Annotated in this window: 20 protein-coding genes and 4 tRNA genes; 17 read left to right on the top strand and 7 right to left on the bottom strand. The window is 55.6% G+C overall.

Going from position 1 to position 24093, the window contains the following annotated elements:
• Positions 1-32: 32 nt before the first annotated feature.
• Positions 33-1517, bottom strand: a complete 1485-nt coding sequence (gene gppA, locus IM291_RS20675) for a guanosine-5'-triphosphate,3'-diphosphate diphosphatase (RefSeq protein WP_047366695.1) — start codon at positions 1515-1517, stop codon at positions 33-35.
• A 6-nt stretch (positions 1518-1523) separates the two neighbouring features.
• Positions 1524-2792 (bottom strand): ATP-dependent RNA helicase RhlB, encoded by a 1269-nt coding sequence (gene rhlB, locus IM291_RS20670; protein ID WP_028014815.1) that lies wholly within the window; start codon positions 2790-2792, stop codon positions 1524-1526.
• A gap of 144 nt (positions 2793-2936) precedes the next feature.
• Here rhlB and trxA point away from each other — a divergent pair, with 144 nt between their 5' ends.
• The 17 genes from trxA (at position 2937) to IM291_RS20585 (ending at position 18096) form a co-directional block, all read left to right on the top strand.
• The gene (gene trxA / locus IM291_RS20665; protein ID WP_006179218.1) at positions 2937-3266 is read left to right on the top strand and encodes a thioredoxin TrxA; all 330 of its coding nucleotides are present in this window, start codon (positions 2937-2939) and stop codon (positions 3264-3266) included.
• Between the two features lie 344 nt (positions 3267-3610).
• Complete coding sequence (gene rho, locus IM291_RS20660) at positions 3611-4870, top strand: transcription termination factor Rho (protein WP_008501566.1); 1260 nt, start codon at positions 3611-3613, stop codon at positions 4868-4870.
• A 241-nt stretch (positions 4871-5111) separates the two neighbouring features.
• A complete protein-coding gene (gene wecA, locus IM291_RS20655; protein WP_028014814.1) occupies positions 5112-6215 on the top strand; it encodes a UDP-N-acetylglucosamine--undecaprenyl-phosphate N-acetylglucosaminephosphotransferase in 1104 nt (367 codons plus the stop codon).
• A gap of 13 nt (positions 6216-6228) precedes the next feature.
• Entirely contained in the window at positions 6229-7275 is a 1047-nt protein-coding gene (gene wzzE / locus IM291_RS20650) for an ECA polysaccharide chain length modulation protein (protein WP_028014813.1), read from the top strand.
• A 56-nt stretch (positions 7276-7331) separates the two neighbouring features.
• Entirely contained in the window at positions 7332-8462 is a 1131-nt protein-coding gene (wecB, locus tag IM291_RS20645) for a non-hydrolyzing UDP-N-acetylglucosamine 2-epimerase (protein ID WP_065365838.1), read from the top strand.
• Positions 8459-9721, top strand: coding sequence for a UDP-N-acetyl-D-mannosamine dehydrogenase (gene wecC / locus IM291_RS20640; RefSeq protein ID WP_192987575.1), 1263 nt, complete (start codon positions 8459-8461; stop codon positions 9719-9721). The genes wecB and wecC overlap by 4 nt, the downstream gene beginning before the upstream one ends.
• A complete protein-coding gene (gene rffC / locus IM291_RS20635; protein ID WP_192987574.1) occupies positions 9718-10395 on the top strand; it encodes a dTDP-4-amino-4,6-dideoxy-D-galactose acyltransferase in 678 nt (225 codons plus the stop codon). Before wecC ends, rffC begins: the two co-directional genes overlap by 4 nt.
• Positions 10396-10399: 4 nt before the next feature.
• The gene (gene rffA / locus IM291_RS20630) at positions 10400-11530 is read left to right on the top strand and encodes a dTDP-4-amino-4,6-dideoxygalactose transaminase (protein WP_192987572.1); all 1131 of its coding nucleotides are present in this window, start codon (positions 10400-10402) and stop codon (positions 11528-11530) included.
• Between the two features lies 1 nt (position 11531).
• Positions 11532-12782 (top strand): lipid III flippase WzxE, encoded by a 1251-nt coding sequence (wzxE, locus tag IM291_RS20625; RefSeq protein WP_045260999.1) that lies wholly within the window; start codon positions 11532-11534, stop codon positions 12780-12782.
• A complete protein-coding gene (locus IM291_RS20620; RefSeq protein ID WP_028014807.1) occupies positions 12779-13858 on the top strand; it encodes a TDP-N-acetylfucosamine:lipid II N-acetylfucosaminyltransferase in 1080 nt (359 codons plus the stop codon). Before wzxE ends, IM291_RS20620 begins: the two co-directional genes overlap by 4 nt.
• Positions 13855-15207 (top strand): ECA oligosaccharide polymerase, encoded by a 1353-nt coding sequence (wzyE, locus tag IM291_RS20615; RefSeq protein WP_028014806.1) that lies wholly within the window; start codon positions 13855-13857, stop codon positions 15205-15207. The genes IM291_RS20620 and wzyE overlap by 4 nt, the downstream gene beginning before the upstream one ends.
• 12 nt (positions 15208-15219) lie before the next feature.
• A complete protein-coding gene (wecG, locus tag IM291_RS20610; protein ID WP_045260998.1) occupies positions 15220-15960 on the top strand; it encodes a lipopolysaccharide N-acetylmannosaminouronosyltransferase in 741 nt (246 codons plus the stop codon).
• 197 nt (positions 15961-16157) lie between these two features.
• Entirely contained in the window at positions 16158-17543 is a 1386-nt protein-coding gene (locus tag IM291_RS20605; protein ID WP_192972111.1) for an amino acid permease, read from the top strand.
• A 102-nt stretch (positions 17544-17645) separates the two neighbouring features.
• Positions 17646-17722 (top strand) — tRNA-Arg (locus IM291_RS20600).
• 68 nt (positions 17723-17790) lie between these two features.
• A tRNA-His gene (locus IM291_RS20595) sits at positions 17791-17866 on the top strand.
• A gap of 21 nt (positions 17867-17887) precedes the next feature.
• Positions 17888-17973: transfer RNA gene (locus IM291_RS20590), tRNA-Leu, on the top strand.
• Positions 17974-18019: 46 nt separating this feature from the next.
• Positions 18020-18096 (top strand) — tRNA-Pro (locus IM291_RS20585).
• 506 nt (positions 18097-18602) lie between these two features.
• Here IM291_RS20585 and IM291_RS20580 read toward each other — a convergent pair.
• The 5 genes from IM291_RS20580 to hemC all read right to left on the bottom strand — a co-directional run bounded on the left by IM291_RS20580 (position 18603) and on the right by hemC (position 24076).
• On the bottom strand, positions 18603-19814 hold the full coding sequence (locus IM291_RS20580) for an MFS transporter (RefSeq protein ID WP_192987571.1): 1212 nt from the start codon (positions 19812-19814) through the stop codon (positions 18603-18605).
• A 173-nt stretch (positions 19815-19987) separates the two neighbouring features.
• On the bottom strand, positions 19988-21187 hold the full coding sequence (hemY, locus tag IM291_RS20575) for a protoheme IX biogenesis protein HemY (protein WP_028014802.1): 1200 nt from the start codon (positions 21185-21187) through the stop codon (positions 19988-19990).
• Positions 21188-21189: 2 nt separating this feature from the next.
• Positions 21190-22377: a uroporphyrinogen-III C-methyltransferase gene (hemX, locus tag IM291_RS20570; RefSeq protein ID WP_192987570.1), complete on the bottom strand. Its 1188-nt coding sequence runs from the start codon at positions 22375-22377 to the stop codon at positions 21190-21192.
• Between the two features lie 20 nt (positions 22378-22397).
• Positions 22398-23138 carry a uroporphyrinogen-III synthase gene (hemD, locus tag IM291_RS20565; RefSeq protein ID WP_045631336.1) on the bottom strand — a complete coding sequence of 247 codons (741 nt, stop codon included), beginning with the start codon at positions 23136-23138 and terminating at the stop codon, positions 22398-22400.
• Positions 23135-24076, bottom strand: coding sequence for a hydroxymethylbilane synthase (gene hemC / locus IM291_RS20560; RefSeq protein WP_032644935.1), 942 nt, complete (start codon positions 24074-24076; stop codon positions 23135-23137). The genes hemD and hemC overlap by 4 nt, the downstream gene beginning before the upstream one ends.
• Between the last annotated feature and the right edge of the window lie 17 nt (positions 24077-24093).

The following is a 24093-nucleotide window of genomic DNA, read 5'->3' as shown; positions in this document are numbered from 1 at the left end:
GGCGAAGCCGCCACCCGGCAGTGTTCAGCGTATTACTTCACCTCAAGCACCCAGTGCACATAGCTCTGCCACTGGCACTCCTGCTCGATCATCTCTGCCCCAAGCGGGTGATTCTCAATCCAGTTTTCCGGCAGCGTCAGCGTCAGCTTCTCATCATCGGCTAGCAGATTAATGGCGGGTAACAAATCATCGCGGCGGCGGCTGGCAAACAGAATTGCCAGACGCAGCAGGCGACACAGATGCTCGGCCACGCGCGGCGGTACGGCATTTTGCTGATGCAAAGAGGAGAGATCGACGGCGTTGGTCTGGTTCAGCAGCAGCGTTGCCAGCAGCTTTTTCTGTGCGGGCGTGTAGCCCGGCAAATCCAGGTTGCGCACCAGATACGCTGCGTGAGCAGGTGCCTGCTTAAAATCTATACTGAGCCCCACCTCGTGCAGCGCACAGGCGCTCAGCAATAAATCGCGGCTCAGATGATCAAGATCCCAGGCGTTAGCGACCTGGTCGGCAAAGCGTGATGCCAGCTGTGATACGCGGCCAGCCTGATCGATATCAACCAGAAAACGACGCTGGACGTTGCGCAGCGTACGGTTGCGGATGTCCTGATCCACCGACAGATGCAGCATCCCGTAGACCAGACCTTCGCGCAGCGCGCCGCCGGCCAGGGTCATACACTGGATATTAAGTTCGGTGAATATGGCGATCAGAATGGCCAGCCCGCTTGGGAAAACCAGGGCTCGTTCCAGCGTCAGGCCTTCAATTTCCAGCTCTTCCAGACGTCCGCACTGAATGGCACGCTGTTTAAGCTGCTGAAGTTTGGCAAGCGTGATCCGCTCGTCCATGCCCTGCGCCATCATGATTTCCTGCAGGGCCTGCACGGTACCCGAAGCCCCGACGCAGACTTTCCAGCCGTGATAGCGCAGTTCGTCCATTACCGGGCGTAGCACTGCGCGCGCGGCGTTTTCCGCCTCGTCGAAGTTCTCTTTACCCAGATTCCGGTCAGTAAAGTAACGTTCAAGCCAGGTTACGCAGCCCATCGACAGGCTGAACAGCGACGTCGCCTGCGCGCCGGTGCCGGTTACCAGTTCGGTACTGGCACCGCCGATATCCACCACCAGACGGCGATCGTCACCCCCGGTGGTGTGGGCAACGCCCTGGTAGATCAGGCGTGCTTCTTCTTCACCGCTGATAACCTGAACCGGACACCCCAGAATTTCCTGCGCTTTGGCAATAAAATCTACGGCGTTAACCGCCAGTCTGAGCGTCGCTGTGGCGACAACGGTGATTTGAGCATGCGGGATATCCTGCAGACGCTCAGCAAAGAGCCGCAGGCACTGCCAGCCACGTTCCATGGCTTCAGGTGAGAGGTAATTATCGCTGCTCAGGCCCGCCGCGAGGCGGACCTTGCGCTTAATGCGCGTCAGCGTTTGTATGCTTCCCGCCACCTCACGCACAACCAGCATATGAAAACTATTCGAACCGAGATCAATTGCCGCATAGAGCGAGGTGGAGCTGAGCATAATGTATTAACCTGAACGACGACGATTACGCGGTGCGCCGCCTGAACGACGCGGACCATTGCCGGAGCGCGGGCGGGAAAGACGCTTAGGCGGCGGCAGTTCGCTTAACAGCGCTTCCGGATTGTATTTACTCTGCGGAATAGAGTGACCGATGTAGGTCTCAATGGCTGGAAGATTCAGCGCATACTCTTCACACGCAAGGCTAATCGAGTGACCGCTTGCGCCCGCACGACCAGTACGACCGATACGGTGTACGTAGTCTTCGCAGTCGTCTGGCAGATCGTAGTTAAAGACGTGCGTCACGGCTGGAATGTGTAAACCACGTGCCGCCACATCGGTTGCGACCAGAATATCAAGATCGCCACGGGTGAACTCGTCGAGGATACGAAGGCGTTTTTTCTGCGCCACGTCGCCGGTCAACAGGCCAACACGGTGACCGTCGGCAGCCAGATGGCCCCAGATGTCTTCACAGCGGTGTTTAGTGTTCGCGAAGATAATGGCGCGATCGGGCCACTCTTCTTCGATCAACGTTTGCAGCAGACGCATTTTCTCTTCATTGGAAGGATAGAAGAGCTCTTCTTTAATGCGGTGGCCCGTTTTCTGCTCCGGCTCCACTTCCACATACTCGGCGTTGTTCATCTGCTCGAACGCCAGCTCGCGTACGCGATAAGAAAGGGTGGCAGAGAACAGCATGTTCAGGCGCTGATTTGCCGGCGGCATGCGGCGGAACAGCCAGCGGATATCTTTAATGAAGCCCAGATCGTACATGCGGTCAGCTTCATCAAGCACCACAACCTGGATGGCGCCGAGGTTGATATGGTTCTGTTTGGCGTAGTCGATAAGACGGCCAGTGGTACCAATCAGGATATCCACGCCGCTTTCCAGCACTTTCAGCTGCTTATCGTAGCCGTCGCCGCCATAGGCCAGGCCAAGCTTCAGGCCAGTAGCCTGTGCCAGGGGTTCAGCGTCTGCATGGATCTGTACCGCCAGTTCTCGCGTCGGGGCCATAATTAGCGCGCGCGGCTGGTTAACTTTGCGGTCTGCAATCGCTGGGTGAGAAAGTAAATAATGGAACGTTGACGTTAAAAACGCCATCGTTTTGCCGGTACCGGTTTGCGCCTGCCCTGCAACATCGCGACCGGCCAGCGTCAGCGGCAGGGCGAGAGCCTGAATGGGCGTGCAGTTATGAAACCCTTTTGTTTCAAGGGCTTCGATCACTTTTGGGTGCAGGGCGAAGTCGGAAAACTTCTGTTCTGTTAAATGTGTTTTGCTCATAGTGTGGTAGAATATCAGCTTACTATTGCTTTACGAAAGCGTATCCGGTGAAATAAAGTCAACCTTTAGTTGGTTAATGCGACATCAACACGTCGTTGGTGGAGACAAAACCAACGTACCAGGCTTATTCCTGTGGAGTTATATATGAGCGATAAAATTATTCACCTGACTGACGACAGTTTTGACACGGACGTACTTAAGGCTGACGGGCTGATCCTCGTCGATTTCTGGGCTGAATGGTGTGGTCCTTGCAAAATGATCGCCCCGATTCTGGATGAGATCGCTGACGAATATCAGGGCAAACTGACGGTTGCCAAGCTGAACATCGACCAGAACCCGGGCACCGCACCGAAATACGGTATCCGTGGCATCCCGACCCTTCTGCTGTTCAAAAACGGCGAAGTGGCGGCGACCAAAGTGGGCGCGCTGTCCAAAGGTCAGCTGAAAGAGTTCCTGGACGCTAACCTGGCGTAAGGTTTCTCCGCTGTGCGTCCAGAGCCCCCGGCTAAATGATGTGGAACTCTGGACGCCCGGCTGAAGTCGTGCTAAGTTAGCTATGACTTCGTTTTAAACATATCTATTGTTTGAATCTTGTTTTACCCGATACTTCCCTTTGTTGACATGAACAATGCGTGAAGTGGCTAAATTCCGGGCTTGTCACTCAATCCGTCTTGTCGTTTCAGTTCTGCGTTCTTTCCCTGTGACCAGACAGCGAACAGACATGAGGTGATGGCCGCTAAACAGGCATGGATGACCCTGCCATACCATTCACAACATTAAGTTCGAGAATCACTCCGAGTTTAAGAACCCACACCATTATGAATCTTACCGAATTAAAGAATACGCCGGTTTCTGAGCTGATCACTCTCGGCGAAAATATGGGACTGGAAAACCAGGCTCGTATGCGCAAGCAGGACATCATTTTCGCCATCCTGAAGCAGCACGCTAAGAGTGGCGAAGATATCTTTGGCGACGGTGTGCTGGAGATATTGCAAGACGGATTTGGTTTCCTCCGCTCTGCAGACAGCTCCTACCTCGCCGGCCCTGACGACATCTACGTATCCCCCAGCCAAATCCGCCGTTTCAACCTCCGCACTGGTGACACCATTTCAGGTAAGATTCGTCCTCCTAAAGAGGGTGAACGCTACTTTGCGCTGTTGAAAGTCAATGAAGTTAACTTCGATAAACCAGAAAACTCGCGTAACAAGATCCTCTTTGAGAACTTAACGCCTCTGCACGCGAACTCTCGCCTGCGCATGGAGCGTGGTAACGGTTCTACCGAAGACTTAACCGCGCGCGTCCTGGATCTGGCATCGCCAATCGGTCGCGGCCAGCGTGGTCTGATTGTGGCCCCGCCAAAAGCGGGTAAAACCATGCTGCTGCAGAACATCGCGCAGAGCATTGCCTACAACCACCCAGACTGCGTGCTGATGGTGCTGCTGATTGACGAACGTCCGGAAGAAGTGACCGAGATGCAGCGTCTGGTTAAAGGTGAAGTGGTTGCTTCTACCTTCGACGAGCCAGCATCTCGCCACGTTCAGGTTGCGGAAATGGTTATCGAGAAGGCGAAACGCCTGGTTGAGCACAAGAAAGACGTGATCATCCTGCTTGACTCCATCACCCGTCTGGCGCGTGCCTACAACACCGTGGTGCCAGCTTCCGGTAAAGTGTTGACCGGTGGTGTGGACGCTAATGCCCTGCACCGTCCAAAACGCTTCTTCGGTGCGGCACGTAACGTGGAAGAGGGCGGCAGCCTGACCATCATCGCAACGGCGCTGATCGATACCGGCTCCAAAATGGACGAGGTTATCTACGAAGAGTTTAAAGGTACAGGTAACATGGAACTGCACCTCTCTCGTAAAATCGCAGAAAAACGCGTCTTCCCGGCTATCGATTACAACCGTTCCGGTACCCGTAAGGAAGAGCTGCTCACCACGCAGGAAGAGCTGCAGAAAATGTGGATCCTGCGCAAAATCATCCATCCAATGGGTGAAATTGACGCGATGGAGTTCCTCATTAACAAACTGGCGATGACCAAAACCAACGACGATTTCTTCGACATGATGAAGCGCTCGTAACGTAAATAAAGCCAGCGAACGCCACGTTTTTACGTGGCGTTTTTCTTTTATGGACTATACGCTAGTATCGCCTACTCCCAATTTTGACCGGTCAGTGCGACAATAAGATAATTCGCACAGTAAAAACATTAATAGCTTGAATAATAAACAAATGGAATTGTAAGAGGTTTGCTTTATAACTTCAGGCGCGGCCCCTTGATGGTTATACTTCCTTGACTAACATTTGTTGAGAACATCCATTGTGAACCTACTTGATACGTTTACTGAACTAACCAGTATTTTCTTGTTTACCACCTGCTTTTTGTTTCTGGCACGTAAGGTTGCAAAATATCTGGGCTTAGTGGATAAACCCAACTTCCGTAAACGTCATCAAGGCATGATCCCTCTGGTCGGTGGCATCTCTGTTTTTGCGGGGATCTGCTTCACTTTTGCTATTGCAGATTACTATATTCCGCATGCCAGGCTTTATCTCATATGCTCAACAGTTCTTGTTGTGATTGGTGCGCTGGACGATAGATACGACATCAGCGTCAAAATCCGCGCTTTCGTTCAGGCAGCTGTCGCTATTGCAATGATGGTGTTTGCTAAGTTGCACCTGAGTAGCCTGGGCTATATTTTCGGGGCCTGGGAGATGGAACTCGGCCCATTCGGCTATTTCCTGACACTTTTTGCCGTGTGGGTGGCGATTAACGCGTTCAACATGGTTGACGGTATTGATGGTTTGCTTGGTGGCCTGTCCTGCGTCTCATTTGCCGCCATTGGTTTCATTTTATGGTTCGATGGGCAATATAGCCTTGCTATGTGGTGTTTCGCCATGATTGCTGCCATCCTGCCTTATATCCTGTTAAATCTCGGCGCATTGGGCCGACGCTATAAAGTCTTCATGGGCGATGCGGGTAGCACGCTTATCGGCTTTACCGTCATTTGGATCTTGCTGGAAACTACTCAGGGCGATGTGCATCCCATCAGCCCGGTAACGGCGCTATGGATTATTGCCATCCCCTTAATGGATATGGTTGCGATTATGTATCGCCGCCTGCGTAAAGGAATGAGTCCATTCTCTGCTGACCGTCAGCACATTCATCATTTGATCATGCGAGCCGGATTCACTTCCCGGCAGGCATTTGTGCTTATTACGCTGGCGGCTGCTATTCTAGCGGGGATTGGCGTGACGGCGGAATATACGCACTTTGTGCCTGAGTGGGCCATGTTGGTATTGTTCTTGCTAGCATTTTCTCTCTACGGCTACTGCATTAAGCGCGCATGGAAGGTGGCGCGATTCATTAAACGTATTAAGCGCAGGATGCGACGTAACAGTAGCAAAAACACAACATTAACTAAGTAAAACCGGGACTATGATGACTCAACCGTTGGCGGGAGCGAAATCAGTGGTAACAGAGAATGAACTGGACATTCGGGGTTTGTTTCGCGTGTTATGGGCAGGCAAACTTTGGATTGTGGGGATCGCGCTGGGGTTTGCACTGTTAGCGCTAGCCTACACGTTCTTTGCAAAACAGGAGTGGAGCGCCACGGCAATCACGGACAGACCCACGGTTAACATGCTCGGGGGGTACTACTCCCAGCAGCAGTTCCTGCGAAACCTGGATATTAAAGCCAGCCTTGCCACCCCGGATCAGGCTTCCGTTATGGATGAGGCCTACAAAGAGTTTGTGATGCAGCTGGCCTCGTGGGATACGCGCCGCGATTTCTGGTCCCAGACAGATTACTTCAAGCAGCGTCGGGTTGATAACACCAAAGCCGATGCCGCGCTGCTGGACGATCTGATTAACAATATTCAGTTTATGCCGGGCGACGTGCTGCGTAACGTCAACGACAGCGTCAAGCTGATTGCCGAAACCGCGCCGGATGCAAACAACCTGTTGCGCCAGTACGTCGCGTTTGCCAGCCAGCGTGCCGCCAGCCATCTGAATGAAGAGCTTAAAGGCGCCTGGGCAGCCCGCACTATCCAAATGAAGGCGCAGGTCAAACGTCAGGAAGAGGTGGCAAACGCCATTTTTGCGCGCCGCGTGCATAACATTCAGCAGGCGCTGAAAATTGCGGAACAGCACAACATTTCCCGCACTGAGACGGATGTTCCGGCTGATGAATTGCCTGATTCTGAAATGTTCCTTCTTGGTCGCCCAATGCTGCAGGCCCGTCTGGAAAACCTGCAGGCCGTTGGGCCTGATTTTGACCTCGATTACGACCAAAATCGCGCGATGCTTAACACGCTTAATGTCGGTCCCTCCCTGGACCCGCGTTTTCAGACCTATCGTTATTTGAGAACGCCTGAAGAACCTGTAAAACGCGACAGTCCGCGCCGCGCATTCCTGATGATCATGTGGGGTATTGTGGGTGCACTCGTTGGTGCTGGCGTGGCGTTAACGCGTCGTCGTACAAACTAAGAACGCCGTTTACGATGAAGGCTGCGGCCTTCATCGCCTAATCGAAGAGAATCGATGTGAAAGTACTTACCGTATTTGGCACCAGGCCGGAGGCCATTAAGATGGCGCCTCTGGTTCATGCGCTGGCCAGCGATCCTGATATTGAAGCGAAGGTCTGCGTCACGGCCCAGCACCGTGAGATGCTCGATCAGGTCCTAACCCTCTTTTCCATCGTCCCGGATTACGACCTTAATATTATGAAGCCGGGACAGGGATTGACGGAAATAACCTGCCGCATTCTGCAGGATCTCAAGCCGATCCTGGAGTCATTCAAGCCCGACGTCGTGCTGGTGCACGGGGATACCACGACGACGATGGCAACAAGCCTGGCCGCGTTTTACCAGCGTATTCCCGTCGGCCATGTTGAAGCGGGTCTGCGCACCGGCAATCTTTATTCTCCATGGCCGGAAGAGGCCAACCGTACGCTTACCGGGCATCTGGCGATGTATCACTTTGCGCCAACCGAGAACTCTCGCCAGAATCTGCTGCGTGAAAATGTCGCCGATAACAAGATCTTTGTGACCGGCAATACGGTCATTGACGCGTTGATTTGGGTACGCGATCGCGTGCTGGCAAACAGCGATCTGCAGAAAGAACTCGCTGCCCGCTATCCTTTCCTGAATAACGGCAAAAAAACCATTCTGGTCACTGGCCACCGTCGCGAAAGCTTTGGTCGGGGCTTTGAGCAAATCTGTCACGCGCTGGCTGAAATCGCCGCGCAGAACGACGATGTGCAAATTGTCTATCCGGTACACCTTAACCCTAACGTCAGCGAGCCGGTCAACCGCATCCTGGGCCACGTCGAAAACGTCCTGCTGATTGAACCGCAGGACTACATGCCGTTTGTCTGGCTGATGAACCACGCCTGGCTGATCCTCACCGATTCCGGTGGGATTCAGGAAGAAGCGCCCTCTCTTGGCAAGCCGGTGCTGGTGATGCGTGAAACCACTGAACGTCCGGAAGCGGTTAAAGCCGGGACCGTGCGTCTTGTCGGCACCAACGCACAGCTCATCGTCGAAGAGGTCACGCGCCTTCTGCACGACGATGAAGCGTATCAGGCGATGAGCCGGGCCCACAATCCCTACGGAGACGGGCAGGCTTGTGGCCGTATTTTGCAAGCACTTAAACACAATCGGGTATCGCTATGAGTTTTACTACCATCTCTGTTATTGGTCTTGGCTACATTGGCCTGCCTACTGCGGCGGCATTCGCCTCCCGTCAAAAGCAGGTTGTTGGTGTGGATATCAACGCACGTGCGGTAGAAACCATTAATCGTGGCGAAATTCATATTGTGGAGCCCGATCTTGACCGCGTGGTGAAAGAGGCGGTTGATGGCGGCTTCCTGCGCGCCAGCACGATGCCAGTGGAAGCGGATGCCTACCTGATTGCCGTTCCAACGCCCTTTAAAGGCGACCACGAGCCCGATATGGTCTACGTCGAGGCGGCGGCAAAATCTATTGCCCCCGTGCTGAAGAAAGGGGCGCTGGTAATTCTGGAGTCGACTTCTCCCGTCGGCGCTACCGAGCAGATGGCGCAGTGGCTGGCCGATGCGCGTCCTGATTTACGCTTCCCGCAGCAGGCCGGTGAGCAGGCGGATATCAACATCGCCTACTGCCCGGAGCGCGTGCTGCCGGGGCAGGTGATGGTCGAACTGATTAAAAACGACCGGGTGATAGGCGGCATGACGCCGGTCTGTTCTGAACGCGCCAGCGCGCTGTACAAGATTTTCCTGGAAGGCGAATGCGTGGTAACCAACTCCCGCACCGCCGAGATGTGCAAGCTGACGGAAAACAGCTTCCGTGACGTTAACATCGCATTCGCAAACGAACTGTCGCTGATCTGTGCCGATCAGGGGATTAACGTCTGGGAGTTAATCCGCCTGGCGAATCGCCATCCGCGCGTCAACATTCTCCAGCCTGGCCCAGGGGTGGGCGGTCACTGTATCGCCGTCGACCCGTGGTTTATCGTGGCGCAGAACCCGGCGCAGGCGCGCCTGATTCGCACCGCGCGTGAAGTGAACGATAGCAAACCTCACTGGGTGCTCAACCAGGTTAAAGCGACGGTAGCGGATTGTCTGGCAGAGAGCGGCAAGCGCGCCAGCGAGCTGAAAATTGCCTGCTTTGGTCTGGCATTCAAACCCAATATTGACGATCTGCGCGAAAGCCCGGCGATGGAAATTGCTGAGATGATTGCCGAATGGCATAAGGGCGAAACGCTGGTGGTCGAGCCAAATATTCATGAACTGCCGGCAAAACTGGCGGGGCACTGCACGCTGACGGCACTCAATGACGCGCTGGCGACGGCGGACGTGCTGGTGCTGCTGGTGGACCATAAAGAGTTTAAAGCGACGTCCGGTGATGCAGTGCGTCAGCAGTATGTGGTTGATACGAAAGGCGTCTGGCGTTGAGTGCACTCCACGGCGTGCTGGAATCCCTTGAGTGGGAAAGCGCATTTTTTGCCTGCCCCTCGGCGATAGTCCGCTGGCGCGAGAATGCGCCCGCCCTGCAGGAAGTGGACTTCAGCGCCTGGCAGCGCGTGCAGGCTAAGATCCCGGCGGACCGTGCCGACCTGCTTGACGCGCTCCAGCAACACGGTTTTCAGCTGGTTGAAGGCGAGGTAGACCTTGCCATCACCCTCACCCGGCACGATGCGTCCGGCGCGGAAATTGCAACGGAACAGGACATTCCTGTGCTGCGCCAGATGGCGGCCCGGGCGTTTGCGCAAAGCCGCTTTCGCACGCCCTGGTATGCGCCTGACGATAGCGGACGTTTCTATGCCCAGTGGGTAGAGAATGCGGTCAAAGGTACCTTTGACCACGTCTGCCTGATTTTCCGTGCAGCGAACGGCCAGATCCAGGGATTTGTCTCGCTGCGCAAGCTTAACGAGCGCGAGGCGCGTATTGGCTTATTAGCCGGGCGCGGCATGGGGGAGAAACTCATGCAGGCGGCGCTGCACTGGGCGCAGCTGCAGCAGGTTGAGACGCTGCGGGTGGCGACCCAGGTGGGCAACACCGCCGCGCTTAAACGTTATATTGCGAGTGGTGCCAACATCGACGCCACCGCCTACTGGTTATACAGGTGACAAGATGATTCCATTTAACGCACCACCCGTCGTGGGAACCGAGCTCGACTATATGCAGTCTGCCATGGGCAGCGGCAAACTCTGCGGTGACGGCGGTTTTACCCGTCGCTGTCAGCAGTGGATGGAGCAGCGTTTTCGCAGTGCTAAAGTGCTGCTGACCCCGTCCTGCACGGCATCGCTGGAAATGGCGGCACTGCTGCTGGATATCCAGCCCGGTGATGAAGTGATCATGCCGAGCTATACCTTCGTTTCCACGGCGAACGCGTTTGTCCTGCGCGGAGCGAAAATCGTCTTTGTGGATGTCCGCCCGGATACCATGAACATTGATGAGACGCTGATTGAAGCGGCGATCACCGACAAAACGCGTGCAATCGTGCCGGTTCACTACGCGGGCGTGGCCTGTGAAATGGACACCATCATGGCAATCGCCAAAAAGCACAACCTGTTTGTGGTAGAAGATGCCGCGCAGGGCGTGATGTCCACCTACAAGGGGCGCGCGCTGGGCACCATCGGCCACATCGGCTGCTTCAGCTTCCACGAAACGAAAAACTACACTGCCGGCGGTGAGGGCGGTGCGACGCTGATTAACGATCGTGCCCTGGTTGAGCGTGCGGAAGTGATCCGTGAAAAAGGCACCAACCGCAGCCAATTCTTCCGCGGTCAGGTTGATAAGTACACCTGGCGCGATATCGGCTCAAGCTATCTGATGGCCGACCTGCAGGCAGCGTACCTGTGGGCACAGCTGGAAGCGGCAGAGCGAATTAATCTCCAGCGCCTGTCCCTGTGGCAAACCTATTACGATGCGCTTGAGCCGCTGGCAAAAGCCGGACGTATTGAGCTGCCAACCATTCCGGCCGATTGCGTCCACAACGCCCACATGTTTTACATCAAGCTGCGCGATAACGACGATCGCAGCCAGCTCATCGCCTGGCTGAAAGAGGCCGAAATTATGGCGGTCTTCCACTATATTCCGCTGCACTCCAGCCCAGCGGGCGAAGCGTTTGGAATGTTCGCAGGTGAAGACCGTTACACCACGAAAGAAAGTGAGCGTTTGCTTCGCCTGCCACTGTTCTTCAACCTCGCGCCAGTTAACCAGCGTACGGTGATCAATACCCTTCTGAGCTATTTCGGCTGATATGTCTCTGGCAAAAGCATCGGTGTGGACCGCCGCGTCCACGCTTGTAAAAATTGGTGCCGGACTGCTGGTCGTCAAGCTGCTGGCCGTCTCATTCGGCCCCTCAGGCGTCGGGCTGGCGGGCAACTTCCGTCAGCTTGTTACCGTCCTTGGGGTGCTGGCCGGTGCCGGGATCTTCAACGGCGTGACCAAATACGTTGCTCAGTATCATGATGATGCGGCCCAGCTTCGCAGGGTAGTGGGCACCGCGTCGGCAATGGTCACGGGCTTTTCGACCCTGCTGGCGATTGTGTTTCTGCTAGCCGCAGCGCCCATTAGCCAGGGATTGTTCGGGCACACCCATTATCAGGGACTGGTGCGTCTGGTCGCGCTGGTCCAGATGGGCATTGCCTGGGCTAACCTGCTGCTGGCGCTGATGAAAGGTTTTCGCGATGCAGCCGGGAACGCGCTTGCGCTCATCCTGGGTAGCGTCATCGGCGTGATTGCCTATTATTTCTGCTACCGCCTGGGCGGCTATGAAGGCGCACTGCTTGGGCTGGCGCTGGTTCCGGCACTGGTTGTTGTGCCTGCGGCGTTCATGCTGATGCGCCAGGGCGTTATCCCTCTGAGCTACCTGAAACCGCAATGGGACAAGGTGCTTGCCAGCCAGCTGGGTAAGTTTACCCTGATGGCGCTCATTACTTCCGTCACGCTGCCGGTGGCTTACGTGATGATGCGAAACCTGCTGGCGGCGCATTACAGCTGGGATGAGGTAGGGATCTGGCAGGGCGTAAGCAGTATTTCCGATGCTTACCTCCAGTTTATAACGGCTTCCTTTAGCGTTTATTTGCTGCCAACCTTATCGCGTCTGACGTCCAGGCAGGATATTACCCGCGAAATTTTCCGCTCCCTGCGTTTTGTATTACCCGCAGTGGCGGCGGCCAGTTTGACCGTCTGGTTATTGCGTGATGTCGCCATCTGGCTGCTGTTCTCGGCGAAGTTTACCGCCATGCGCGATCTTTTTGCCTGGCAACTGGTGGGTGATGTGCTGAAAGTGGGGGCTTACGTTTTCGGCTATCTGGTGATTGCGAAAGCCTCGCTGCGGCTGTATATCCTCGCGGAGGTTAGCCAGTTTGCATTGCTGACAGCATTTTCGCACTGGCTGATACCCGCGCACGGTGCGCTGGGGGCGGCTCAGGCCTACATGGCAACCTATATCGTTTATTTCGCTGCCTGCTGCGGCGTATTTTTATTGTGGCGTAAACGCGCATGACTGCACTGATTCACATCCTGGGATCGGATATCCCACACCATAACCAGACCGTTTTGCGGTTCTTCAACGACGAGCTGGCATCGGGCAATCCTGATGCGCGCGAGTTTATGGTTGCAGGTCAGGATAATGGCCTGAGCGCGGCGTTTCCGGCGCTGACAATCACCTTCTGGCCGGATAAAGCTAGCCTGGCGAAGGCGGTTATTGCCAAAGCCAAAGCGGATCGTGAGCAACGTTTCTTTTTCCACGGGCAGTTCAATACCGGCCTGTGGCTGGCTCTGCTCAGCGGGGGAATTAAACCCTCCCAGTGCAGCTGGCATATCTGGGGAGCCGATCTCTACGAAGTCTCGCGCGGCTGGAAATTCCGTCTTTTCTATCCGCTGCGTCGCATGGCGCAGGGAAGGGTGGGCCGCGTTTTTGCCACCCGTGGCGATCTGAATTATTTTGCGAAGCAGCACCCTAACGTGCGCGGTGAGCTACTCTATTTCCCAACCCGTATGGATCCGGCGCTGAACACCATGGCGAATGACGCGGTTCGCGAAGGCAAGCTGACGGTGCTGGTGGGGAATTCCGGCGACCGCAGTAACGAACATGTCGCCGCGCTCCGGGCGGTACACCAGCAGTTTGGCGACACGGTGAACGTGGTGGTGCCGATGGGTTATCCGGCCAACAACGACGCCTACATTGATGAGGTTCGCCAGCAGGGGCTTGCGTTATTCAGCGAAGAAAATCTGCACATTCTCAGCGAAAAGCTGGAGTTTGATGACTATCTTGCGCTACTGCGAAAATGCGATCTGGGCTATTTCATCTTTGCTCGCCAGCAGGGGATTGGTACGCTGTGCCTGCTGATTCAGGCGGGTGTACCGTGCGTGCTTAATCGTGAAAACCCGTTCTGGCAGGACATGGCCGAGCAGCATATTCCGGTGTTGTTCACCTCAGACGCGCTGAATGTCGAAGTGGTACGTGAAGCACAACGCCAGCTCACGCTGGTGGATAAAAATAGCATCGACTTTTTCAGCCCGAATTACCTCACGCCGTGGCACCGCGCGCTGCGTATCGCTTCAGGAGACAACGCATGAGTCAGTTGCAGTTTAGCGGCTTACTGGTTGTCTGGCTTCTGAGCACGCTATTTATCGCCACGCTCACCTGGTTTGAGTTCCGCCGGGTGCGCTTCAACTTTAACGTGTTCTTCTCGTTGCTGTTTCTGCTGACCTTCTTTTTCGGCTTCCCGCTGACCAGCATTCTGGTCTTCCGTTTTGACGTGAGCGTCGCGCCGCCGGAAATTCTTCTCCAGGCCCTGCTGGCGGCGACCTGCTTCTATGGTGTTTACTACGTCACCTATAAAACGCGTCTGCGACCAGCGCAGGCCGCTGCCCCGCGTCGGGCGCTCTTTACCATGAACCGGGTGGAGACCCATCTGACGTGGGTGATGCTCATGACGATCGCCCTGGTCAGCGTCGGCATCTTCTTCATGCATAACGGCTTCCTGCTGTTTAAGCTCCACTCCTACAGCCAGATTTTTTCGGCTGAAGTCTCAGGCGTGGCGCTTAAGCGATTCTTCTATTTCTTCATCCCGGCGATGCTGGTGATCTTCTTCCTTCGCCAGGACAGCAAGGCATGGCTGTTCTTCCTGGTCAGTACGGTTGCGTTCGGTATCCTGACCTACATGATCGTGGGCGGTACGCGTGCCAACATTATCATCGCTTTCGCTATCTTCCTGTTCATCGGCATCATCCGCGGCTGGATCTCGCTGTGGATGCTGGTTGCGGCAGGGGTATTTGGCATTGTGGGGATGTTCTGGCTGGCGCTGAAGCGCTACGGGATGAACGTGGCGGGCGACGAGGCGTTTTACACGTTCCTCTACCTGACGCGCGACACCTTCTCGCCGTGGGAAAACCTGGCATTGTTGCTGCAAAACTACGACAAGATTGATTTCCAGGGGCTGGCGCCGATTGTGCGCGATTTCTACGTCTTTATCCCGAGCTGGCTCTGGCCGGACCGCCCTGGCGTAGTACTCAATACCGCGAACTATTTTACCTGGGAAGTGCTGAACAACCATTCGGGCCTGGCGATCTCGCCAACCTTGATTGGTTCCCTGGTGGTTATGGGGGGAGGCTGGTTTATCCTGCCGGGCGCGTTTGTCGTAGGGTTGATTATTAAGTGGTTTGACTGGCTTTACGTGCGCGGTAACGAAGAGACCAACCGCTATAAAGCGGCCATTTTGCACAGTTTCTGCTTTGGTGCCATTTTCAATATGATCGTTCTGGCGCGCGAGGGGCTGGACTCGTTCGTTTCGCGCGTGGTGTTCTTCATGGTCGTTTTTGGCATCTGCCTGTTACTGGCCAAACTGTTGTACTGGCTGTTCGACAGCGCAGGGCTTGTGCACAAGCGCGAGCCGCAGGGCAGCACAACGCTGTCGCAAGTCTGAGTAGGGAAAGTAATGACTGATAAAACTTCTGCACCGCGCTATGCGCTTCGTGGTTTGCAGCTGATTGGCTGGCGCGACATGCAGCACGCGCTGGATTTTCTGTTCGCCGACGGGCAGATGAAATCCGGTACGCTGGTCGCTATCAATGCGGAAAAGATGCTGGCGGTGGAAGATAACGCCGAAGTCAAAAGCCTGATAGAAGCGGCTGAATTTAAATACGCGGACGGAATCAGCGTGGTCCGCTCTATACGTAAAAAATATCCTGACGCTAATGTATCTCGCGTGGCGGGTGCCGATCTCTGGGAGCAGCTTATGGCCCGCGCTGGTGCGGAGGGTACGCCGGTGTTCCTGATTGGCGGTAAGCCTGAGGTGCTGGCCGAGACCGAAGAGAAACTGCGTCGTCAATGGAATGTTAATATCGTTGGTAGCCAGAATGGTTACTTCAAGCCTGAAGACCAGCAGGCTTTGTTTGCCCGCGTGCGCGACAGTGGGGCAAAAATCGTCACCGTGGCGATGGGGTCCCCGCGCCAGGAGATCCTGATGCGCGACTGCCGCATGGTCAGCCCGGATGCGCTTTATATGGGCGTCGGCGGCACCTACGATGTCTTTACCGGCCACGTGAAGCGCGCGCCGAAGATTTGGCAAAATATGGGGCTGGAGTGGCTCTACCGCCTGCTCTCCCAACCCACCCGCATTAAACGACAGATTCGACTGCTTCGCTACCTCACCTGGCACTATACCGGTAAAATGTAATCAAAATGTAGCGCGATATGCTGTTCGCGCTGCAACTCACCTGCAAAACTGCCGATAATTTGTGCAATGCATTCATTTTTTTAATGCATCGTTTGCCATTTGGCCGATTTTAAGAAACCATTCGCACCGTATTTTAGTACCCCTAAAAAACAATAACCGGTATTAAGCCGGGAAACAGCAAACACAATCGAGGATCTATGGCAGAGAAAAAACCGGAGCTACAGCGTGGGCTGGAAGCTCGTCATATTGAACTGATAGCGCTGGGCGGCACTATCGGCGTGGGCCTGTTTATGGGCTCCGCAAGTACGCTCAAATGGGCAGGCCCTTCCGTATTACTGGCGTATATTATCGCCGGGCTCTTTGTTTTCTTCATCATGCGCTCAATGGGCGAAATGCTCTTCCTGGAGCCGGTAACCGGTTCCTTCGCCGTTTACGCGCATCGTTATATGAGCCCGTTCTTTGGCTACCTGACGGCCTGGTCATACTGGTTTATGTGGATGGCGGTGGGCATCTCTGAAATCACCGCGATAGGGGTCTACGTCCAGTTCTGGTTCCCGGACATGGTCCAGTGGATACCGGCACTCATTGCCGTGGGGCTGGTGGCGCTGGCAAACCTGGCCGCCGTGCGCCTTTACGGTGAAATTGAGTTCTGGTTCGCAATGATCAAAGTCACCACGATTATCGTGATGATTGTCGTTGGCCTGGGCGTGATTTTCTTCGGCTTTGGCAACGGTGGACACGCTATCGGCTTTGGCAACCTGACCGAAAACGGCGGCTTTTTCGCTGGCGGCTGGAAGGGCTTCCTGACGGCGCTATGTATCGTTGTGGCCTCGTATCAGGGTGTGGAGCTGATCGGTATTACTGCCGGGGAAGCGAAAAACCCGCAGGTCACGCTGCGTAGCGCGGTAGGCAAAGTGCTGTGGCGCATCCTGATTTTCTACGTGGGTGCAATCTTCGTTATCGTAACCATCTTCCCGTGGAACGAAATTGGCACCACCGGCAGCCCGTTTGTTTTAACCTTCGCCAAAATTGGTATCACGGCGGCGGCAGGTATCATCAACTTTGTGGTCCTGACGGCAGCGCTTTCAGGCTGTAACAGCGGGATGTACAGCTGTGGCCGTATGCTCTACGCGCTCTCGAAAAATAACCAGCTGCCTGCGGCAATGAGTAAAGTCTCACGTGCTGGCGTGCCGGTAGCGGGCGTGGCGGTCTCGATCGTCATCCTGCTGATTGGCTCCTGCCTGAATTACATCATCCCTAATCCGCAGCGCGTGTTTGTTTATGTCTACAGCGCCAGCGTGCTGCCGGGCATGGTGCCGTGGTTTGTTATCCTCATCAGCCAGCTGCGTTTTCGCCATGCGCATAAAAAAGCGATCGCCAGCCATCCGTTCCGCTCGATCCTTTTCCCGTATGCGAACTATTTGACGATGGCGTTCCTGATTTGCGTATTAATTGGAATGTACTTTAATGAAGATACCCGCATGTCGCTGTTTGTCGGGCTAATCTTCCTGGCGGCAGTGACGGCCGCGTATAAGCTTTTTGGCCTGGGTCGCCGTGCCACCACGCAGAAAGTGGAGGAATAAGCGGCAAAATGTGCAAACCATAACCAAACGCGCATTTTTTTCAAAAAAGCACTAGACAGCGGGGACGGAGGTACGTAATATCCAGCCCCGCAACGGCGCTAAGCGCCCGTAGCTCAGCTGGATAGAGCGCTGCCCTCCGGAGGCAGAGGTCTCAGGTTCGAATCCTGTCGGGCGCGCCATTTTAGTTCCCGGCGCTAGAGCTGCGGTGGTCTGAGAAGTAGTCAGTACCGCGTGAAAGAATACAGTGGTGGCTATAGCTCAGTTGGTAGAGCCCTGGATTGTGATTCCAGTTGTCGTGGGTTCGAATCCCATTAGCCACCCCATTATTGAAAGAGTTGTGAATTGCGAAGGTGGCGGAATTGGTAGACGCGCTAGCTTCAGGTGTTAGTGTCCTTAGGATGTGGGGGTTCGAGTCCCCCCCCTCGCACCACGACTTTTTAAATGAATTGAACTAAAAATTCAAAAAAGCAGTACATCGGCGAGTAGCGCAGCTTGGTAGCGCAACTGGTTTGGGACCAGTGGGTCGGAGGTTCGAATCCTCTCTCGCCGACCAATTTTGAACCCCGCTTCGGCGGGGTTTTTTGTTTTCTGTAAGTTTTCTCCCCTGTCGTTATCTCCAGAGAATACCCTTTATCATTGTCGCGATTCAGTGACATGCAAGCCATTGAAAATAAAATAAATAATTATTTATGGGATTTACTGTCTCTTCCTGGCGACATATTTCTGCTTTTGCCGATACGCTATGAAGCTTCAGAGGCTACTTAACAGCATAATTTCCTTTTATCTTAAAATGTTGCGCCATGTAAAAGTTCTGCGTGTAAATCTGGCACGTAACGTGCAATAATATACGCGTAGATGCTCATTCCATCTCTTATGTTCGCCTTAGTGCCTCATAAACTCAGGAATGACGCAGAGCCATTTACGGTGCTTATCGTCCACTGACAGATGTCGCTTCGGCCTCATCAGACACCATGGACATAACGTTGAGTGAAGCACCAAATATGTTGTCTTACAGACCTGTTTTAACGCCTGCTTTTATAGCAGGCGTTTTTTTATGTCTTATTCCCGATACCCACGCATGATCAGGGCGACCAACAGCAGGGCGGCTGACGAGACCGTATAGAGCGCCAGCACTGAGCCAAGCCCAACAGCCACTATCGCTGTAATGCCGGTGAAAAGCGAGGCGCTGAGCGTTTGCCAGCGCCAGGCTTTACCGCTGGCTGACGCGGTTTGCGTGATATGAAAACTGCTGAGTACGCCAAACGTGCCGGCTGTGAAGAGAACGTTTGAGGCCAGATGCGCGATAAAGATCATCCCCAGCGCACATGCCATCCACCCGGACAACAACGGCAGCATTCCATAAGCGGCAAGAAAAATACCGAGACAAACGATGATTCGCGGCGTGTGGACGGCAAAGCGCGTCAGGCTCTCTTTTTTTAGCAGCATGGGGCCGCAAAGTTGCCCCATGCTCCTTGCGAAAAGCAGAGGCAGAGCAAGGCCCGCCGCATCCTGAGGATGGAGCTGCTGCGCCAGGGCCGGAAGTAGCGCCATAGCCGGTGAGCCGACGGCCGCCAGCGCCGGCAAAATGAGCAGGCTGCGCTTTTGCCGAACGGTCAACGTCCGCCAGCGCAGTGGCGCGGGGGCTGCCTCTTCACCGGGGAGAGGTAGCAATGGCGCAGAAAACCGGCGTCCAGCCAGCCACAGCAGCAGCAGCGACCCGAGAAAACTGGCGGCATCAATAGCCAGCAAGGTAAACACGGAGGTCTGCTTGAATAGCACCACGCCGAGTCCAGTACCTAATAAAACCTGAGAAGCAAAAATCACATTTTCCAGACAGGTCGCAGCAGGCAGCTCTGTTTCGCTAAGTCCGCGTTTAAAGAGCAATGTCAGCGCGGGCCAGCTCATCCCGCTGAGCAGCGCTTCGGTGGATTGCACGGCGAGTAGCGAGGCAATGCTGTGATAACCCGCACCGAGCAGGGGGAAGAGCAGGGCGAGCAATCCCAGCCCCTCGGTCAGTATCAGCAGGAATACTGGAGAATAGCGCGAGCATAGCTTTTCGCCGATCGCGCTGCCGATGAATCCCGGAACCGTTGCGAAAAGAAAAGCGAGGGTGAGCAGGGCGGGCGGGGCCGACCACGCTAACAGTAAACCAAAGACCACGACCTGGGTTAGACCATTTCCCAGCGAAGAAAAGATAAAAGCACAGGCAAGCAGGCGCAGCCAGCGGTGGCAGCGCAGCGCTTCAATAAGCGCATACAAAAGCGAGTTCATGAAGATTTCCTTTCAAAAACGATTTAATCCACGCTGCAGAAAGTGCGCGTGTGTGAAAAAAAGTTAATGAAAAGACATCGTTACATTGGCGGGTTCGTTTGCAGATGTGGGTGTAAAGAATGTAGCAGGAGGAAGGCGATAAAAAAAGGAGGCCGTCTGGCCTCCTTTTTTATTTATTGCGGATTACCGTTATTTTGCAGCGTCAGCAATAGCCCATCGCGCCGCATAGCGGCCGCCTCTTCTGGCTTATGCTGTTTGTCCAGCGTATCGGCAAGCCACGCGTAGTCAAACGCGTCCGGACGCTGTTTCAGTGCCGCACGGAAGGCCAGGCTCGCCTCTTGCCATTCGCCGTGCTTCATCAGCGACTGGCCCAGGGTACTCCACAGCAGCGGACGATCACCGACGGTTTTGATCTGCTGGCGCAGCACTTTTTCGACCTGCTCAGGGTTATTGGTTTTCAGGCGCGGGATCACCATGACCAGGCGATCGTCGTACTGGCGCTTCAGGCCGTCGAGGAGGATCTCCTGGGCGGTGTCATGATCGTCACATTCAATAAGATGTTCCGCCATGGCCACCTGCAGGGGGACCTGCTGGCGCGTTTTCCGGCTCTGATTCTTCCACCAGGTTTTCAGGCCTTCGCTGCCCAGGTCGGCGCGCGCCTGATCCATCAGGCCAATCCATGCCAGACGCTGAAGTTCATCACGATGTTCATCATCACCCACCTCGGCCTTCGCCATCGACGGAATGATGTCCAGCAACGAGCCCCACGCTCCGGTACGAATATAGGCCTGCTCCGCAAGGCGCAGGACTTCCGGATGACGCGGTGCGATTTCCAGCAGACGGTCAATGCCGTGGCGCGCCGCGTGGTTCTCATTGCGCGCGAGCTGCAGGCGGACGCGGGTAATTTCCACTGGGATCGGGTCGCCAGACGCCAGCTCTGACGCGCGTTCCAGATGCTGGTTAGCGCGGGCTTCATCACCGCGCTGCTGCGCCGCTTCGGCGGCCAGAAGATAGTTCACCACCGGCTGTTCCGCGTGATCGGCGTTTTTCGACATCAGCTTTTCAACCTGCTGGTAATCGCCTTCGGCCAGCTTTAGCAGTGCCTGTTCCGTTTGCTTACGGGCGCGGCGGCGCTTACGGCCAACGAACCAGCCGCGGGTATGGGCACCGGTGCGGAAAATACGGCGCAGGATCCATTCAACGGCAAGCAGGACCACGACGCCGAGGATCAGAACGATCGCCAGACCCGTTACGCTGGTTTCAATGTTGTAGTTATCGGTCTGGATCAGGACGTATCCCTGATGACCCGCAAGCATCGGGCCCAGGACGATCCCGGCGATCAGCAGGATGAAGAGTAAAAGGACTTTTAGCATCATTACTCTCCCTGTGGCGCGCTTTCAGGCGCTGGTGCCGCCGCTGTGCCGGTCTGCCCGGCCGGAACGCCCGGCTGCGCCAGCAGGTTACGCACGCGCGTCTGCATCAGCTTCTCCAGAATTGGCTGGCTGGCCAGTTTATCCGGCACGCTCATGGTGATGTTCTGCTGGCTCAGCTTGTCGATATCTTCGAGGAAGGCGGTGGTCGTTGCATCATCGGTGTTGTAGTAGGCGCGTACCCACGTCGAGACGTTATCCAGCGCCTGTTTGTACGTTTCTTCCTGATGGCGCGGCACGGCCTGCGCCGCGACCAGCAGGCGGGAACGGATGTTTTCGCGCAGATAGATATCCTGATTCGGCGCTAACAGCGGTACGGCGGTTTCATCGCGACGGCGGATGGTGATGAAGCTGTCCATAAAGTTCTGCCAGCTTTTCTGCAGGTTTATGCGCCATTCGCTCAGGGAGCTGGACAGCTCGGTACCGTCAGAGTCCATCGGGGAGTCGTCGTCATTGTTATCCGCCAGCTGCAGGTTATCTATTTGATTCGAAAGCTGGTTCACCTTGAGGATAATGCCGTCGTAATCCACCTGTGAAACGGCGGAGAGGCTGGCGATATCTTCGGTAATCGCACGGCGCGCGGTAATGAGGCTCGGGTCGTTCATGTCGGCCAGGCTCGCATCGGCGCTTTTTAGCAGCGCGGCGGCGGTAGTCACGTCCTGATCGCTCCACAGCTTACGCCCGGCGAGTTTGACGAGGAAATCGGCCTGCGAGAGCAGCCAGGTTTTGGCATCGGTGCCGGAGATCGTGGCGACTTTCTGCTGTACTTCGCCCAGCTGTTTGGTCAGCTCTTCCTGTTTGCTGTTCGCCTCGGCAAGCGCGGCGGCCTGCTGCTTAATCACCGCTTCCAGCTCGGTTTTCTGCGTTTCCTGCGCTTTTTGCAGGGAGGTAAGCTGATTGACCAGCGTATCGCTGGTGGCCGTCTGGTTAGCACTCTGTTGCTTTACCAGACCATACAGGCCGACGCCTGCTGCCAGCGCAATGGCGATGGCAATCGCGCTCAGCGCGAGGCTGGTTTTATTGCTGCCGTTTTTCTTCTCAGCGGTTTTCTCAGTCGTCTCTGGCTGTGGCGTTGTCTCCACAGTCTCCCTGGTCTCTTCAACCACGGCGGAGGATTTTTCGTGTTCCGTCATTATGGCTTCCCATTTGAGAGTTATTGTAATGCGCGCAGCAGCGCATCGTTGTCGGCGTTATCAGCGATCCGAATATCCTGCCAGCCCAGTTCCCGGGCGAGGTTCGCCAGACGCTCACTGACGACCAGAAGCCGACAGCGGAGTAACCAGTTTTCGCGATACCAACGCGGTATCAGCGACCAAAGCTGTTGTAACATTTCACCGCTGGTGACCACCAGCGTATTAATACCGCGCGCGTGCCAGCGCATCGCCTCTTCAGCACCGTCGTAGTGTTTCGCACAGCGCTGGTAGCACTCAACAAACGTGACGTCAGCCCCGCGTTCCCGCAGCGTTTCACCCAGCAGTTCGCGGCCACCGTTGCCGCGCAAAATGAGCGCGCGCTTTCCGGCAATAGTTTGTAATTCAGGTAATTGTAGCAAGACTTCGCTGATTTCCCGATCCAACGGGTAGCGAACGTCTGTTCCACTCACGGTATGTAAGGCCAGCGCGGTGGTTCTGCCGATAGCGAAATAGCGCGGAGCGGTCGGCCAGCGTGTTCCCGCCTGTTGCAGCTGCGCATGGGCAAATTCCACGGCATGCTGCGATAGCGCAAACAGCAGGTCGCCTTCCTGCAGGGTATTCATCTGGTCGGCGAGCGCAGAGAGCTCCCGACCGGGGGAGAATTCAATTAGCGGAAAACTCCAGGCCACCTGCCCCAGTGCGCGCAGACGGCTCACTAACTGCTCTCCTGCGGGAGAAGGGCGGGTGACAAGAATACTCATGCAGGGGGTTCTCCGTTATAGACCTCGGCCAGAATTTCACGCGCGCCGTTATTCAGCAGCTCTTCCGCCAGCGACACGCCAAGCGCTTCGGCATCCTGCGGCTTGCCGCGACGTTCGCCGCGCACCATCTGTGAACCGTCCGGCGCGCCCACCAGCGCGCGCAGCCACAGTTCACCGTCTGTTAATTCAGCATAGCTGCCAATCGGCACCTGACACCCGCCTTCGAGGCGAGTATTCATCGCCCGCTCGGCTTTTACGCGGGTTGCGGTCTCGTCATGGTTCAGCGGAGCGAGCAGCTCGCGGGTGCGCGCATCGTCCAGACGGCACTCAATGCCGACGGCGCCCTGTCCGACGGCCGGCAGCGACAGCTCTGGCGGCAACGCCACGCGAATGCGTTCCTCCAGCCCCAGGCGCTTCAGGCCGGCAACGGCAAGAATAATGGCATCGTAATCGCCGTTATCCAGCTTGCCCAGACGCGTGCCAACGTTACCGCGCAGCGAGCGGATGATAAGGTCAGGACGACGCTCCGCCAGCTGACACTGACGGCGTAAACTGGACGTGCCAACCACGCTACCCGCCGGCAGCGCGTCGAGCGAGTCATAGTGGTTCGAGACAAACGCGTCACGCGGATCTTCGCGCTCGCAGATGGTCACCAGCCCCAGCCCTTCCGGGAACTCGACGGGCACGTCTTTCATCGAATGTACGGCGATATCGGCGCGGTTCTCAAGCAATGCCAGTTCCAGCTCTTTGACAAACAGGCCCTTGCCGCCCACTTTCGCCAGCGGCGTATCCAGAATCACGTCACCGCGCGTGACCATCGGCACCAGCTCGACGCGCAATCCACTGTGGCAGGCTTCAAGGCGCTGCTTAACATAATGTGCCTGCCAGAGCGCGAGAGGGCTTTGGCGTGTGGCAATTCTCAAAACATTGTCTAACATGCTTGTTACCGTCATTA

Origin of the sequence: Enterobacter cloacae complex sp. P27C (assembly GCF_014895705.1) — a bacterium.
Lineage (GTDB): Bacteria > Pseudomonadota > Gammaproteobacteria > Enterobacterales > Enterobacteriaceae > Enterobacter > Enterobacter bugandensis.
Note: the sequence above shows the minus strand (reverse complement) of the source record. Positions and strands in the feature narration are given on the sequence as shown.

Bases quoted from the DNA above. Each gene is read 5' to 3' on its own strand.
- gppA (WP_047366695.1), bottom strand. From the start codon at position 1,517: ATGCTCAGCTCCACCTCGCTCTATGCGGCAATTGATCTCGGTTCGAAT.
- rhlB (WP_028014815.1), bottom strand. From the start codon at position 2,792: ATGAGCAAAACACATTTAACAGAACAGAAGTTTTCCGACTTCGCCCTG.
- trxA (WP_006179218.1), top strand. From the start codon at position 2,937: ATGAGCGATAAAATTATTCACCTGACTGACGACAGTTTTGACACGGAC.
- rho (WP_008501566.1), top strand. From the start codon at position 3,611: ATGAATCTTACCGAATTAAAGAATACGCCGGTTTCTGAGCTGATCACT.
- wzzE (WP_028014813.1), top strand. From the start codon at position 6,229: ATGACTCAACCGTTGGCGGGAGCGAAATCAGTGGTAACAGAGAATGAA.
- wecC (WP_192987575.1), top strand. From the start codon at position 8,459: ATGAGTTTTACTACCATCTCTGTTATTGGTCTTGGCTACATTGGCCTG.
- rffA (WP_192987572.1), top strand. From the start codon at position 10,400: ATGATTCCATTTAACGCACCACCCGTCGTGGGAACCGAGCTCGACTAT.
- wzxE (WP_045260999.1), top strand. From the start codon at position 11,532: ATGTCTCTGGCAAAAGCATCGGTGTGGACCGCCGCGTCCACGCTTGTA.
- IM291_RS20620 (WP_028014807.1), top strand. From the start codon at position 12,779: ATGACTGCACTGATTCACATCCTGGGATCGGATATCCCACACCATAAC.
- wzyE (WP_028014806.1), top strand. From the start codon at position 13,855: ATGAGTCAGTTGCAGTTTAGCGGCTTACTGGTTGTCTGGCTTCTGAGC.
- wecG (WP_045260998.1), top strand. From the start codon at position 15,220: ATGACTGATAAAACTTCTGCACCGCGCTATGCGCTTCGTGGTTTGCAG.
- IM291_RS20605 (WP_192972111.1), top strand. From the start codon at position 16,158: ATGGCAGAGAAAAAACCGGAGCTACAGCGTGGGCTGGAAGCTCGTCAT.
- IM291_RS20580 (WP_192987571.1), bottom strand. From the start codon at position 19,814: ATGAACTCGCTTTTGTATGCGCTTATTGAAGCGCTGCGCTGCCACCGC.
- hemY (WP_028014802.1), bottom strand. From the start codon at position 21,187: ATGCTAAAAGTCCTTTTACTCTTCATCCTGCTGATCGCCGGGATCGTC.
- hemX (WP_192987570.1), bottom strand. From the start codon at position 22,377: ATGACGGAACACGAAAAATCCTCCGCCGTGGTTGAAGAGACCAGGGAG.
- hemD (WP_045631336.1), bottom strand. From the start codon at position 23,138: ATGAGTATTCTTGTCACCCGCCCTTCTCCCGCAGGAGAGCAGTTAGTG.
- hemC (WP_032644935.1), bottom strand. From the start codon at position 24,076: ATGTTAGACAATGTTTTGAGAATTGCCACACGCCAAAGCCCTCTCGCG.